Below are 14,026 nucleotides of genomic sequence, written 5' to 3'. Positions count from 1 at the left end.
ATTGCTTATCCAATCCGGTCCTTCACTGATATTGAACAGTAGGACCGTTGCGGCGGGATGACAAAGCACATTGTGAAAAGGCTGCGCCCTCCCATTGAATGGAAGGGCGCAGCGCGAGTCAGGCGGCGGTGCCGAGATGGGCGCCGTCGGTGCCATGGTCATGCATCTGTCCATGGCCGTGGTCGAGGTGCAGCGACTGGACGGTGTCGGCGAATTCGTCGACCGCCGCGACCACGTCGGCGTTGCCGGTGACCGTGCTGTCGGCCGCGGCATAATGGTTCAGGAAATGCTGCCAGAGGGCACTGCCGCTGTCGGCCGCGGCCTGACCGCCGGCGGCATCCGTCGAGCCCGTGGTGCCGGAGCCGTCATGCTGAGCGATCAGACGGTCGTGCCAATGCGGGGTATCGCCGGTCTTGGCGTCGTCCGTCGCCGTGGAGGTGTTTTCCGTGGCGGTGGAGGTGCCGGTGGAGGGCTTGGCGTCCGCCGTCGTGTCGGTCGTCCCGGCATGGCCGGAATTATGGCCGGAGGCGTCGGTCAGGTGCTCCTGGTGCAGCACGGCGCGAACCTGCTGCAGCACGCCTTGAACGGTGGCGGTGGTTTCGCCGGTGGCGTCGGCCAGAACCTTCACCAGCGGACCGGCCGGCGGCTGGTGCGTGGACGAGTCGGCGGTCTTATGGCTGGCCGCATCGGTGGGCGTCTTGTCGGTCGAGGCAGTATCCGTGGCTGCCGAATCCGTGGCCGCCTTGTCCGTACCTGTCGTGTCGGTCGTGCTGCCGGTCGTGCCGGTCTTGGCCTCGGCAATGGCGTGTTCTACCGCGACATAGGCAGCCTTCAGTTCGGCGATGGCGCTGTCGGACAGCGTCGGCGTGCCATGCTGGGCGGTGGTGTCGGTGGTGCCGCCGGTGGAGGCGTCGCTCTGGGTGTCCTGGTGCAGAGGCTGGTGGGCTCGGAACTCGGCAACTGCGCTGTCGGAGGTCGCGACGGAAGAGGTCGGGCCGGTGGCAGCCTTGGACATCACGGACTTGAGCGAATCAGTGGCGAAGTTGTTAGCCATAAGTAGTCTCCAAACATTTCAGCTGATTGCCATCCGGATTTTCAGCACCAATATTTCCGGCGCAACCGGACGGCTACCGGCCGTCATCATCGACGGCGTTCAGCTCTCGTCTGCAGTCCTCATCGGACCACACGGAGACAATAGGCGGCGACTTTATGCGAAATGAACCGGATTCTGTCCTGTACCCACTCTTTGCCACCGCTTGTGACGATGAGTGGTCATTTGGGAGTCATGAAGCGGTTATTTATGAATTTTAGTTCATACTCTTCAGCAACGACACACGTCCTCACCAGTGATACGTGCGGAACCGGGATTCCTGCGCGGAAAATTCCCGGCCCCACGTTGGTCACATCCTCACCCGGGGATCACCCCCGCAGCGCAGCTTCGATTCCGGCGGCGATGCCCAGCAGGCTGCGGTCGCTGCCGCGCCGCCCCATCGCCATCAGCCCGACCGGCAGGCCGTCGGTCGGCACCGGCAGGGAAATGCCCGGCAGGTCGACCAGGTTGGCGACGCGGGTGTTGCGCAGCAGCGCCAGATTGACGCGGTGGAAGGCCGCATCCTCCAGCACGTCGGCAATGGCGGGCGCGGTCATCGGCACGGTGGGCAGCAGCAGGACCGGATGGCGGGTCAGCCGCTCGTCCATCAGCCGGATCAGTTCGGCGCGCCGGCGCAGCATGCGGACATAATCGGCGGCAGGCGCCTTGCCGCCGGCCTCGATCCGCGCGCGGGTCTTCGGATCGATGCCGTCGAGCGCCGTGATGCCGAGATCGGCCAGCGTCGCCGCCAGCTCGATGGCGGTGAAGACGCCGATGCGGTCCAACTCCGCCAGCGCCTCCAATTCCGCCTCGATGGAGCCATCCGCGATGTGGGCGCCGGCCGCGCGCAGCCGGTCCAGCGCCGCCTCGAACGCAGCGGCGACCGCAGGCTCGACGCCGTCGAACAATCGCCCGCGCGGCACCAGGAAGGACTGTCCGGCAACCAGCAGCGCGGCCAGTGGCGCCATGTCGCCGTCGGAAAGCACGCTGTCCAGCAAGGCCGCATCGGCAACGGTCGCGGCAATCGGCCCGATGACGTCCAGCGTCGGCGACAAGGGGAAAGCCCCTTCGGCCGGCAGGCGCCCGGCGGACGGCTTGAAGCCGACGGCGCCGGACAGCGCTGCCGGAATGCGCAGCGAGCCGCCGGTGTCGCTGCCCAGCGCGATCTCCGCCATGCCGTCGGCCACCGAGATCACCGCCCCGGAGGAGGAGCCGCCCGGCACCCGCGAGCGGTCATGCGGATTGCCGGGATTGCCGTAATGGGGGTTGATGCCGACGGCGGAAAAGGCGAATTCCGTCATGTGGGTCCGGCCGACGATGACCGCGCCCGCCGCCCGCAGCCGGGCCACCGCCCGGGCGTCGCGCGCCGCAGCCGGCCGGCCGCGCAGGATGGCGGACCCGGCCGCCGTGGTGTCGCCCGCCACGTCGAACAGCGTCTTGACCGAGACGATGCGCCCATCGAGCGGCCCCAGCGGCCGGCCCTGTGCGGCGCGGTGGTCACTGGCCATTGCGGCGGCGCGCGCCTCCTCCGCATAGACTTCGGTGAATACCAGGGAGCCCTGCTGCTCCGGATCGGCAATCCGGGAGAGGGCCGCCTCCAGCCGGTCGGAAGCGGAAGAGCGGGCGGTGGGCGACACGGACATGGCAGCCTCCTGACGGGACATGGGACGACGTGCGCATCGGCGGTGCGCGCCATCGCATGTGCCACATCGGCGCCGGATTGGCGACCTCGATGATGGCGGCGGGACGGAGGCCGTGGCGAATGCCGCGGCCCCCGCCCCAGGCCACATCACGCCGCGGCGGCGTTTGCCTGGACGACCGAGCGGGAGAAGCTGCGGCGGCCGCCGACCGCCACGGGGGCCGCACCGGCGACCGTCACGCGGCGGACGACGCGCGGCTGGTCGTCATAGTCGTCGACGGCGCGGTGCTGGGTGGTGCGGTTGTCCCACACGGCCACGTCGCCGGGGCTCCAGCGCCAGCGCACCACATTCTCCGGCCGGGTGGCGTGACCCTGGAACAGATCCAGCAGCAGGCGGGAATCGGTGCTGGTCAAGCCGGCGATCCTCTGAGCGAAATGGCCGAGAATGAGCGCCTTCACGCCGCTTTCCGAATGAACATGGACCAGCGGATGCTCCGTCTCATAGCGGGTGGAGGTGAAGACGGTCTGGTAGCGATGCAGCGCCTGCTCCGACCGGTTCTGGCGGTCGCCGACATAATCGTAGACGTTGGAGTGCACCACCCACAGCTTCTCCGCCAGTTCGCGCAGCGGCTCCGGCAGTTCGTTGTAGGCGGACACGTTGTCGGCCCACATGGTGTCACCGCCGCGCCCGGGCGCCACGACGCTGCGCAGGATGGAAATGGACGGGTAATCCGGCACGAAGGTGACGTCGGCATGCCAGGAGCTGGCGCGCTCGCCCCGGCTGCCGTCGACGTCCAGCACATGCTCCGTCCCGGCCAGCGACGGCACGGTGGGGTGGGAAACCAGATCGCCGAACAGCCGGCCGAAGGCCTCCTGCTCGGCCTCGTCCAGATGGGTCTGGCCGCGGAAGAACAGGACCTTGTGCTCGGTCAGCGCCTGCCGGATGGCGTGGACGGTGGCGGGCTGCAGGTCGCCGGACAGGCGGAAGCCATGCACCTCCGCGCCGATGCGCCCGCCGATGGGACGGATGTCGAGGCCGAAGCCGGCCGGCGAGGTCTCGGAACGGGTGGCGATGTCGGCGGTCAGAGTCGTCATGATGAGATGATCCTTGGTTGGTTGTCGGACTTGTGATTGGGCGGGAATTACGCGGGTCAGGCGGCTCGCCGGACGGGCGTCTGTGCATGTCCGGCGCCGAGTTCGGCCAGCACGGCCTCGCGCAGGCGGACGAAGGTCGGATCGGCGCGATCGTGCCCATGGCCATGGTGCGGGCTGCCGCTGCCATCCTCCGCCGCAGGCAGGCGGCCGGACGGGATGATGCTGGCGATCCGGCCGGGACGCGGGTGCATGACCACCACGCGGTCGCCCAGATACAGCGCCTCCTCCACGTCGTGGGTGACGAGGATGGCGGTGATGCCCTCCGCCCGGACGATGCGCAGAAGTTCGGCTTGCAAGTGGCTGCGGGTCAGCGCGTCGAGCGCGCCGAAGGGCTCGTCAAGCAGCAGGATGCGCGGGTGGTTGACCAGGGCGCGGGCGATGGCGACCCGCTGCGACATGCCGCCGGACAACTGCGATGGATAGGCCCCGGCAAAGGCGCCCAGCCCCACCAGCTCCAGATGCTCCCGCACCAGACGGCGCTTGTCCGCAGCGGGACGGTTCGATTTCAGCAGACCCAGCGCGACATTCTCCTCGGCCGTCAGCCAGGGGAACAGGCGGTGTTCCTGGAAGACGATGGCGCGGTCCAGACCCGGGCCGGCGATGGGACGGCCGTCCAGACGGATGTCGCCGTCGAACTGCCGCTCCAGCCCGACGATCAGGCGCAGCAGGGTCGACTTGCCGCAGCCGGACGCGCCGACGATGGAGACGAACTCACCCGGCGCCACCGACAGGTCGATGTCCTGCAAGGCGGTGAACGGAGTGCCGGACACGCGATAGCGCTTGGTCAGTCCGCGGATCTCCAGCGCGCCGCGTGCCGTGGCGTGGTGGATGGAGTGATGGCTTGGTCGAATGATGTCGGCCATGACGGGAACGCTCCTTATCAGGCTCAGGGACTTAAGCTCGGCGGCGCCAGCGCAGGGCGCGCGCTTCCAGCCGGGTGGCAAGGGTGTTGAGGGCGAGGCCGATCAGCCCCAGCAGCAGGACGCCGAGCAGGACGAGGTCCATGTGGAAATGCTCGCGCCCTTCGGTCATCAGCCCGCCGATGCCCGGACCGACGGTCATGAAATATTCGGCGCCGACGGTGGCGAGCCAGGCATTGATCAGGCCCAGATGCAGCCCGGCGAAGATGGCGGGCAGCGCCGCCGGCAGCGTGACCAGCCGCAAGGTCCGCCAGCGGCCGAACTCCAGCACGCGGGCGACCTCCGCCAGCTTTGGCGGCGCGGCGCGGGCACCTTCCCATGTGTTGACCACGACGGGCGTGAAGGCGGCGAGCGCGATGAAGGCGATCTTCGCCTCCTCCCCCACTCCGAACCACACCGAGATCAGCGGGATCCAGGCGAAGATCGCGATCTGCTTGACGGCGTTGAAGCTGGGCCCGATCAGCCGGTCGGCCAGCCGCGACAGGCCGAGCAGCAATCCGACCAGGATCCCGGCAAGGCTGCCGATGGTGAAGCCGGCGATGTCGCGGGCCAGGCTGGCCGCCACATCGACGGCAAGCCGCCCCTCGGCCAGCTCCTGCCCCGCACGCCCGGCGACGGTCAGCAGCGACGGCAGAAGGTTCGGATCGACAAGGCCGCTGCGGCTGGCGGCTTCCCACCCGGCCAGCAGGGCCAGCACGGGAATCAGACCATGGAGACGGCGCGAGACGCGGGATGCGGCGGGATGGTCGAGCGTGCTCATGATCCGGCCAGCTCCCAGCGTTGCAGGCGGCGCTCGACCCGGGAAAGGGTCCAGTCCAGTGCAAAGCCGATCAGCCCGACCACCAGCATCGCGGCGATCACCATGTCCAGCTGGAACAGCTGGCGGCCCCACACCATCAGGTATCCCAGGCCTTCCGACGAGGCGAGCAGCTCCACCGCCACCAGCGCCAGCCACGCGCTGGTCAGGCCATAGCGGATGCCGGTGAAGATCGACGGCACCGCCGCCGGCAGGACGATCCGCGTTAGCGTCGCCCAGGGGCCGAAGGTCAGGACCGACCCGACCTCGCGCAGGCTGTCGGGAACGTTGCGGATGCCCTTGTGGGTGTTCAGCGCCACGGGGATCAGGGCCGCCTTGGCGATGATGAGCAGCTTCAGCCCCTCGTCGATGCCGACCAGCAGCATCAGAACCGGGATCCAGCCCAATGGCGGCACCTGGGCCAGCGCGGTGAAGAGCGGCTCGACGGTCCAGCGCACCCGCCGTGACAAGCCCATGGCGATGCCCAGCAACAACCCCGCCGCTCCGCCGAGCGCGAAGCCCTCCACCACGCGCAGCAGGCTGATGCGGGTGTGGAACCACAGGTCGCCGCTGTCGGCGAGATCGGCCAGCGTGGCGGCCACCTGATCCGGTGCCGGCAGGATCTGGGCCGGCAGCCAGCCGAAATGCGACGACAGCGTCCACATTCCCAGCAGGGCCGCCGGGAAGACCAGGGCCGAAAGGGCGGTCAGCATGGGCCGCAGGACGGCGGCGGCCGGCTCCGGGTTACCATCATCCACCCGCAGGTCGAGGCGTCCGTTGCCGGCGATCCGGGCGGCTTCATAGGCGCCGCGGCTCAGTTCGAGGTTCGTCATGGGGCGAACTCCTCCGATCGGTGGGGCGTTACTTCGCCGCCGTCTGCTGATGCCCCTTGGCGTCGTAGCGCTTCCAGGTGCCGGCCAGCCCCAGCTCGGCCACGGCGCGGTCGACATAGGCGGGCTCGAACCAGCCGTCGATCTGCACGTCGCTGCGCACCAGCCGGTAGCCCTTGGCCCGTTCCGCCTGATCGCGGTAGGCGGCGACGAGGAAGTCGTCGATCAGCGGGCTGTTGCGGTAGCCCAGCGCCTGTCCTTCGAAATCGGCGCGGAAGGTCTCGGCCGGAACGCCGGACTTGGCCCATTCCCCGAACAGCGCCTCGCGGTTGGCCTCGTCCGACGCCCAGGCCGCCGCCTTCACCAGCGCCTTCACCACGCGGTAGGTGATATCGGGATGCGCCTTCTCGAACGCCTCCGTCACCAGCAGGTGGGAATGGCGGGTGAAGGTCGGGTCGTCGCCGCGGGTGCTGTAGACGACCTTGGCGACGCCCTGGCCGTCGAGCGCCAGATAATCGGCCTGCCCGAACGCCGCGTCGATGTCGCCGGTGGCGAGTGCGGCCGTGGCAGTGGCGAAGTCCATGTTGATGAATTTCACGTCGCGCTCGGTCAGGCCATGGGCGGCCAGCACCTTGTCGGTCGCCAGCTGCAGGTTGGTGCCGCGGAACTGCGCCACCTTGCGGCCTTTCAGGTCGGCGATGGACCGGATGCCCGCCTTCGGCGTCACCGCCAGATAAAGGTTCGACCGCAGGCCGCTCGCCGCCAGAATCCTGGTCTTCAGCCCGTTCGATCGGCCGACCAGCGACGGCAGGTCGCCTTGCAGGGCGAAATCGAGCTGATCGTTGGCGATCGCCTCGTTCACTGCGGGACCGGCGCCCTTGAAGAAGGACCAGTCGAGTTTGACGTCGGGGTCGTTCCTGAACTCCTCCGCCAGGATTCCCCTGGAATGCAGGATTGCCGCGGTGTTGCCGCTGCCGAACTGGCGGTTGCCCACCCCGACCTGGGCGAAGCCGAAGCGGATGGTGACCGGTTCGGCCACGGCGCTTCCGGCGACGGTGACGGCCGTCAGCACGGCGGCAGCGGCCAGGACCGAGCGGGCGATCCGTTTTGTGAATTGTTTCATGGACTGACCACCTTTAAATCGGTGCAGGTCTCCCGGTGCGGCGCAAAGGATCGCGCACGCCGTCACGGCAAAAGCCGGGGGTAAGCACAGCCACGGAATGCGGGGCTGCGTCCGGGAACCGGGAAGGATTGGATCGGCGGGGCGCCCGGCGTCAGGCGCTCACCATCAGGCCCGTTGCGTCAGGCGCGACAGGTACAGCGCGCCATCGGCCCGGCTGGAGCGACAGGCGGCATGATGGAAAACTGGAATGCGACCATGGACATATCCGGTCACTCCTTCGACGAATCCACGATCGGGATCGTGGCGCTTTAGCGTTTGGTGACGCGGCGCAAGCTGCGATTCAAATTGCCGCGGCGGCTCCGGAAGCGGGCTCACCCCTATTCTCTACAGTTTTGGTGGACTATGAGTCAACGTGGAAAAACCGATCTGTGTGAAAATAAACTGAATCCTACTTTGGTAATGGTATTTGCCGTTCGGCCGATGGCGCGTGTCCGGACCCTGTGATATGCAGGAGAGAACGAAGCGGACCGAGCAGACACACGGCCGACGCGAAACCCCGCACCCGATCACGGATTGACGGACCTGGGGAGCAGCCGCCAACGGCCGGCCTTTTCCGGAATGACTCACGGAAGGACGGACTTCGATGCCTGCAACGCCTCACTTCCATCCGCCCGGTGGCAGCGCGCCGGACAGTTTCCACCAACCCCGCCAGATCGCTGTCGTCGGCGCCGGCTTCACCGGCAGCCTGCTGGCGGCCCATCTGCTGCGCGGTGCCCGGGCGCCGCTGGTGGTCCATCTGATCGAATACGGCCACCGGCCGGGTACCGGCGTCGCCTATTCGACCCCGAACGGCACGCATGTGCTGAACGTCCGCGCCTACAACATGAGCGCCTATCCCGACGACCCGCGCCATTTTCTGCGCTGGCTGTGGAGCCGGGCGGATGGGCAGGTGCCGGACCAGCCGCCCAGCGGCCATGCCTTCGTCTCCCGCGCGCTGTATGGCGCCTACATCCAGGATGTCCTGGCGGAGGCACAGGCAGAGGCTCCCGCCCATGCCCGCCTGAACCAGATCCGCGGCGAGGCGGTGGACGTTCGCACCGAAACCTCCTCCGGCAACCGGCCGGCGGTGCATGTCCGCCTCGGCGACGGACGGGTGGTCAGCGCCGACACGGCGGCCCTGTGCATCGGCAATTTCCCGCCCTCTCCACCCTGTCTGGCATCCCCGACGGCGGCGGAGGCCTTCGCGTCGGAGCGCTTCATCGGCGACCCGTGGGATGCCGCCGCCATCGCCAGGATCGACGGGCAAGCCGCCGTCGCGATCCTCGGCACCGGCCTGACCATGGTGGACACGGTTCTGACGCTGCTCGACCAGGGGCACCGCGGTCCGATCACCGCCGTGTCGCGCCGCGGCCTGCTGCCGCTGCGGCATGAGGAGACGCGGCCCTACACCTCGTTCCTCCATCCCGACGTGCTGCCCAGCACGGTTCTGGACGTGCTGATCGCCCTGAAGGCCGACGCGCGGCGGGCCTCGGCTGCCGGCTATGACTGGCGGTCGGCCTTCGACGCGCTGCGGCCTCACCACCACCGGATTTGGGCGCATCTGCCGATGGAGGAACGCCAGCGCTTCCTCCGCCACGCCCGCCCCTTCTGGGAGGTGCACCGCCACCGCATGGCGCCGCAGGTCGCCGACCGCATCGCCGCCGCCCGTGCCGGCGGTCAATTGAGCATCCTGCCCGGCCGCTTGAAGGACGCGGCCCTCACCGCCGATGGGTTGGAGCTGACCGTCGTCGAGCGCGGCGGCGGAAGGGAGCGGCTGCTGACGGCGGGCGCGCTGATCAACGCCACCGGCACCAACTGCGACTACACCCGCATCCGCCATCCCCTGGTGCGCTCGCTGCTCGACCGTGGCATTGCGCGGCCGGATGCGTTGCGGCTGGGGCTGGACGTGACGGAAGGCGGTGCGGTGATCGCCGCCGACGGCACCCCCTCCCCGCGCCTGCTCGCCTTTGGTCCGGTCGCCAAGGCCCCCTTCTGGGAGATGACCGCCGTGCCGGAACTGCGCAGCCAATGCGCCGAAGCCGCCCGCCGGATTCTGGACGGGCTGGATGCCGGAACGATGGCCGGCCAAGCGGCTCTGCCCGGCATGACGGCGCCTGAGTTCCCGGAACCGCGACGGGTTTGAGCGGACGGAAGGGCCACCGGCGAGCTGCTCGGCACTGTCCGCCACGGATAAAGCCGGGCGATTGGGCAAAGCATGAAAAAGCCCCGGCCTCATCGGAGGACCGGGGCTTTTCGTCAGACCGGCTTCCTCGGCCCGGCGCTCAGACCCGCAATCCCGCCGATGCGTTCAGCGAGTCCTGGATCTCGCCCGCCAACTGGTCGGCGATCGGGCCGACGATGACCTGGACCGAGTTGGCCGTCGGCTTCACCACGCCGCGCGCACCGATCCGCTTCAACGCCGCCTCGTCGATGCGGCCGGCATCGGCGACGCTCAGGCGCAGGCGGGTGGTGCAGGCCTCCACCGAGCGCAGGTTGCCGGCCCCGCCCAGTGCGGCGACATAGGCGCCGGCCCGGTCGCTGGTCACCGCGACCGGCGCGGCGGCGGGACGGACGCCCTCGGCGGCCGGCGCCTGACCGGCGGGAACGGCGACATCGTCGCGGCCCAGCGTCTTCAGATCGAAGCGCTGGATGACGAAGCGGAACAGCCCGTAATAGACGGCGAAGTACACCGCCCCCACCGGCAGAAGCAGGATCGGGTTGGTCGCCTTGCCGTAATTCAGCACATAGTCGAACAGCCCGGCCGAGAAACCGAAGCCGAGTTTCACGTTCAGCACGTCCATCAGCACCATCGACAGGCCGGTCAGCACGGCATGGACGGCGAACAGCACCGGCGCCAGGAACATGAAGGCGAATTCCACCGGCTCCGTCACGCCGGTCAGGAAGGCGGTCAGCGCCATCGACAGCAGCACGCCGCCGACCGCGGCGCGGTTCTCCGGCTTGGCGGTGTGGTACATGGCGAGGCAGGCGGCCGGCAGGCCGAACATCATCACCGGGAAAAAGCCCGCCATGAAGGCGCCGGCTGTCGGATCGCCCTTGAAGAAGCGGTTCAGGTCGCCGGTGACGCCCTGGTAATCACCCAGCAGGAACCACGCGATGTTGTTGATGATGTGGTGCAGGCCGGTGATGATCAGGATGCGGTTCAGCACGCCGTACAGGAACAGGCCGAACTCGCCCAGCCCAAGCACGCCGGTGGTCAGCGCGCTCAAGCCCGAATCGACGATGGGCCAGCCATAGCCGAAGACCAGCGCGATCCCCAGCGCCGCCAGACCGGTGACGATGGGCACGAAGCGCCGCCCGCCGAAGAAGGCGAGATAGTCCGGCAGCTTGATGTCCTTGTATTTGTTGTAGAGCTGGCCGGCGATGATGCCGATCAGGATGCCGACCGGAATGCTGATGCGGCTCGACATCTTCGCCACCAGTTCGGGCGCGACGCCGCTCAGCACCACGGCACCCTTCACCGCCACGAAATACCCCACCGCGCCGGCCAGACCCGCGGCTCCGTGGTTCTCCCGCGCGAAGCCGATGGCGATGCCGACGGCGAACAGGACGCCCAGGTTGGAGAAGACGGCGTCGCCCGCCGCGGCGATGAAGGCGATGTTCAGCAGGTCGGGCTGGCCGATGCGCAGCAGCAGCCCGGCGATGGGCAGCACGGCGATCGGCAGCATCAGCGCCCGCCCAAGCCTCTGGACGCCCGAGAAGCGGTCGCCCGGCAAACGATCAGCAGACATTCGGACGTCTCCCAGTGAAGCGGGCTCCGGCCTCAGGGTGCCGGGCCTGTCGTGTTGGTCATTATCAAGTGGTTGATTTGGCACGCTCCATCGCCCGGCGCAGGTTGCCGCCGGTCTCGGTCAGCAGCCGGTCGATGTCGGCCCCATCCAGCCCGGCCAGCCCCAGCACGGCGCGGCGCACATCGCCATGCCGCTCCAGCGCCGCACCGGCAGCATCCTCGTCGACGCCGGCGATGCGGGCGACCATGACGGTGCAGCGGCGGCGGAGCTTGGCGTTCTCCGGCCGGACATTGATCATCAGGTTGTCGTAGACGTTGCCGAGCGCCGTCATGACGCCGGTCGAAAACAGGTTCAGCACCACCTTCTGTGCCGTCCCGGCACCGAGCCGGGTGGAGCCGGCGATCACCTCCGCCCCCGTCGCGGTCAGCACCGGATGCTCCACCGCTTCCAGCAGGGGCGAGCCGGCGCTGCTGGCGATGCCCATGGTCAGCGCCCCCGCCTCCCGCGCGGCGCGCAGGACGCCGACGGTGTAGGCGCTGGCCCCGCTGGCCGACAGCCCGACGACCACATCGGCGGCGGAAATCCCCGCCCGGCCGGCATCGGCGCGCCCGGCCCCCTCGTCATCCTCCGCCGCCCCGGCCAGCCCGCGCGACAGATCGAGCCCCCCGGCGATCAGCAGCACCAGACGATCCGCCGGCCAATCGAAGGTCGGCCCCAGATCCAGCCCGTCGAGCGCCGCCACCATCGCCGACGACCCCGCACCCGCATAGACGAGCCGCCCGTTCCCGCCCGATAGCCGCCCGGCCGCGGCCTCCACGGCGGCGGCGACCAGGGGCAATGCCGGAACGCAAGATGCCAGCGCCCGCGTCTGCCCTTCCCAAAGCGCCGTCATCAGTTCGGCGGCCGGCCACACGTCCAGCCGGCTGTACCGGTTCGCCGCATCCTCGGTGCCGCTTGCCATTCCCCGGCTCCGCTGTCGCTCCGGCACATGGACCGGAGATTGGTGATGTCTGGTTGGTGGTATTAGATTGGACTGTATGCGCAGAATACCAAAATCCGGACATTCCGCAATCTGAAACTGGTCACAATCGTGCGCGGCACCGCGGGCTGCCGCCCGGGCCTGTTGCCCAAAGGCCTTTCAGTGGTATCATGCCGGTCCCGGAGCACTGGAGTGGTTGCCGATGTCCAACGCCGCCCCCGCGGCCCCGTTCGACCCCGCCGCCCTGTCGGATGCGCTGCCCCTGCCGCTCTATCTGCAGTTGGCGCGGCATCTGCGGACGCTGATCGTCGAGGGCCGGCTGACCGACCAGGACGCCCTGCCCGGCGAACGGGAACTGGCGGAAGTCTTTGGCGTGTCGCGCGTCACCGTGCGCAAGGCACTGCGCGAACTGATTGCGGAGGGGCTGCTGCACCAGCGCCAGGGCGCCGGCACCTTCATCAACCGCAGCCCCCATGTGGAACAGCGGCTGTCCGCCCTGACCAGTTTCACCGAGGATATCGGCGGGCGCGGCCTGAAGCCGGATTCCCGCTGGCTCAGCCGCTCCGTCGCCACCGCGACCCCGGAGGAGGCGATGGCGCTGGGTCTGCGGCCGGGGGCGGAGGTGGTGCGGCTGCACCGGCTGCGGCTGGCCGACGGCACCCCGCTCGCCATCGAACTCAGCGCTCTGCCGACCAGTTTCCTGCCCGACCCGGATCTGGTGCAGGGATCCCTGTACGAGACTTTGCGCGCGCGCGGCTTCCCCCCCTTCCGGGCGCTGCAACGCTTGTCTGCCATTCGCCTGCCGACGGATCAGGCGACGCTTCTGGGGGTTCCGGACGGCGCCCCCGCCCTCTACATTGAGCGCCGCACCTTCCTGGAGAACGGAACCCCGCTGGAGTTCGTCCGTTCCCACTACCGCGGCGACGCCTATGACTTCGTCGTGGAGCTGTCGCTGGTCTGATCCCCCCGGACCATTCCGTTCCCTGCAAGAAAATCCTGACGAGAGCGCGCGATGAAGCCTGCCCTTGATACCCCGTTCCGTGTCCGCGCCATCCTGTTCGACATGGACGGCACCCTGATCGACACCAAGGGTCCCGTGGAGCGCTCCTGGCGCAGTTGGGCCGCCCGGCACGATCTGGACCCCGACGCGATCCTGGCCGTCTGCCATGGCGTCCGCAGCATCGAAACCGTCCGCCGCTTCGCCCCCGCCGGCGCCGACATCGAGGAAGAGGTCCGGCTGGTGGAAGACTGCTACACCAACGACACCGAGGGGGTGCGCGCCGTCCCCGGCGCGCTGGAGATTCTGCAGTCCTTGCCGCGCCACCGCTGGGCGGTGGTGACTTCGGCTCCGCAGGACATGGCGAGGAAGCGCATCGCCCAGGCCGGCCTGCCCCTGCCCGACCTGCTGATCGGCGCCGACATGGTCGCCCACGGCAAGCCCCACCCCGAAGGCTACCGCACCGCCGCCGAAAAGCTGGGCTTCGACCCGCGCGAGACCGTGGTGTTCGAGGACGCCCCGGCGGGTCTGGAGGCCGGCCATGCCGCCGGCGCCCTGGTGATCGCGCTGACCACGACGCTGCCGGCGCATGAGCTGGACGGCAACCTTTGCCTGCCCGACCTGACGGCTCTGCGGGTGCGGGTGGAGGAGGACGGGCTGGAGATCGTGGCGGTGGGCTGACGTGTCCTTGAAGTTCCGGCTGTCGATT

General features: G+C 68.9%; 12 protein-coding genes. 3 read left to right on the top strand and 9 right to left on the bottom strand.

The window, feature by feature from the left end; all coding sequences use genetic code 11:
• Nucleotides 1-118: 118 nt before the first annotated feature.
• From TSH20_RS21125 to TSH20_RS21095, 7 genes are all read right to left on the bottom strand, one after another.
• Nucleotides 119-1,054: a hypothetical protein gene (locus TSH20_RS21125; protein ID WP_109156272.1), complete on the bottom strand. Its 936-nt coding sequence runs from the start codon at nucleotides 1,052-1,054 to the stop codon at nucleotides 119-121.
• Between the two features lie 365 nt (nucleotides 1,055-1,419).
• Nucleotides 1,420-2,733 carry an amidase gene (locus TSH20_RS21120; protein ID WP_109156271.1) on the bottom strand — a complete coding sequence of 438 codons (1,314 nt, stop codon included), beginning with the start codon at nucleotides 2,731-2,733 and terminating at the stop codon, nucleotides 1,420-1,422.
• A gap of 146 nt (nucleotides 2,734-2,879) precedes the next feature.
• Nucleotides 2,880-3,824 (bottom strand): TauD/TfdA family dioxygenase, encoded by a 945-nt coding sequence (locus TSH20_RS21115; protein ID WP_109156270.1) that lies wholly within the window; start codon nucleotides 3,822-3,824, stop codon nucleotides 2,880-2,882.
• A 56-nt stretch (nucleotides 3,825-3,880) separates the two neighbouring features.
• Nucleotides 3,881-4,747, bottom strand: coding sequence for an ABC transporter ATP-binding protein (locus TSH20_RS21110; protein WP_109156269.1), 867 nt, complete (start codon nucleotides 4,745-4,747; stop codon nucleotides 3,881-3,883).
• Between the two features lie 31 nt (nucleotides 4,748-4,778).
• Nucleotides 4,779-5,564: an ABC transporter permease gene (locus TSH20_RS21105; RefSeq protein ID WP_109156268.1), complete on the bottom strand. Its 786-nt coding sequence runs from the start codon at nucleotides 5,562-5,564 to the stop codon at nucleotides 4,779-4,781.
• Nucleotides 5,561-6,433 carry an ABC transporter permease gene (locus tag TSH20_RS21100; protein ID WP_199231954.1) on the bottom strand — a complete coding sequence of 291 codons (873 nt, stop codon included), beginning with the start codon at nucleotides 6,431-6,433 and terminating at the stop codon, nucleotides 5,561-5,563. Before TSH20_RS21100 ends, TSH20_RS21105 begins: the two co-directional genes overlap by 4 nt.
• A gap of 28 nt (nucleotides 6,434-6,461) precedes the next feature.
• On the bottom strand, nucleotides 6,462-7,553 hold the full coding sequence (locus TSH20_RS21095; RefSeq protein WP_109156267.1) for an ABC transporter substrate-binding protein: 1,092 nt from the start codon (nucleotides 7,551-7,553) through the stop codon (nucleotides 6,462-6,464).
• A gap of 643 nt (nucleotides 7,554-8,196) precedes the next feature.
• Here TSH20_RS21095 and TSH20_RS21090 point away from each other — a divergent pair.
• Nucleotides 8,197-9,735, top strand: coding sequence for an FAD/NAD(P)-binding protein (locus tag TSH20_RS21090; RefSeq protein WP_109156266.1), 1,539 nt, complete (start codon nucleotides 8,197-8,199; stop codon nucleotides 9,733-9,735).
• Nucleotides 9,736-9,874: 139 nt separating this feature from the next.
• On the opposite strand, the gene nagE is transcribed toward TSH20_RS21090, so the two are convergent.
• Nucleotides 9,875-11,341: an N-acetylglucosamine-specific PTS transporter subunit IIBC gene (gene nagE, locus TSH20_RS21085; RefSeq protein WP_109156265.1), complete on the bottom strand. Its 1,467-nt coding sequence runs from the start codon at nucleotides 11,339-11,341 to the stop codon at nucleotides 9,875-9,877.
• A gap of 64 nt (nucleotides 11,342-11,405) precedes the next feature.
• The gene (locus TSH20_RS21080) at nucleotides 11,406-12,302 is read right to left on the bottom strand and encodes an N-acetylmuramic acid 6-phosphate etherase (RefSeq protein WP_109156264.1); all 897 of its coding nucleotides are present in this window, start codon (nucleotides 12,300-12,302) and stop codon (nucleotides 11,406-11,408) included.
• A gap of 220 nt (nucleotides 12,303-12,522) precedes the next feature.
• On the opposite strand from TSH20_RS21080, the gene TSH20_RS21075 reads away from it, so the two are divergent.
• Together TSH20_RS21075 and TSH20_RS21070 are read left to right on the top strand one after the other, a co-directional pair.
• Complete coding sequence (locus TSH20_RS21075) at nucleotides 12,523-13,281, top strand: GntR family transcriptional regulator (protein ID WP_109156263.1); 759 nt, start codon at nucleotides 12,523-12,525, stop codon at nucleotides 13,279-13,281.
• Between the two features lie 51 nt (nucleotides 13,282-13,332).
• Nucleotides 13,333-13,998 carry an HAD family hydrolase gene (locus TSH20_RS21070; RefSeq protein WP_109156262.1) on the top strand — a complete coding sequence of 222 codons (666 nt, stop codon included), beginning with the start codon at nucleotides 13,333-13,335 and terminating at the stop codon, nucleotides 13,996-13,998.
• Nucleotides 13,999-14,026 lie beyond the last annotated feature (28 nt).

Origin of the sequence: Azospirillum sp. TSH20 (assembly GCF_003115935.1) — a bacterium.
In the GTDB taxonomy this organism is placed as follows: Bacteria; Pseudomonadota; Alphaproteobacteria; order Azospirillales; family Azospirillaceae; genus Azospirillum.
The sequence above is the reverse complement of the archived record's forward strand: the minus strand, read 5'-3'. Positions and strand labels throughout refer to the sequence as shown.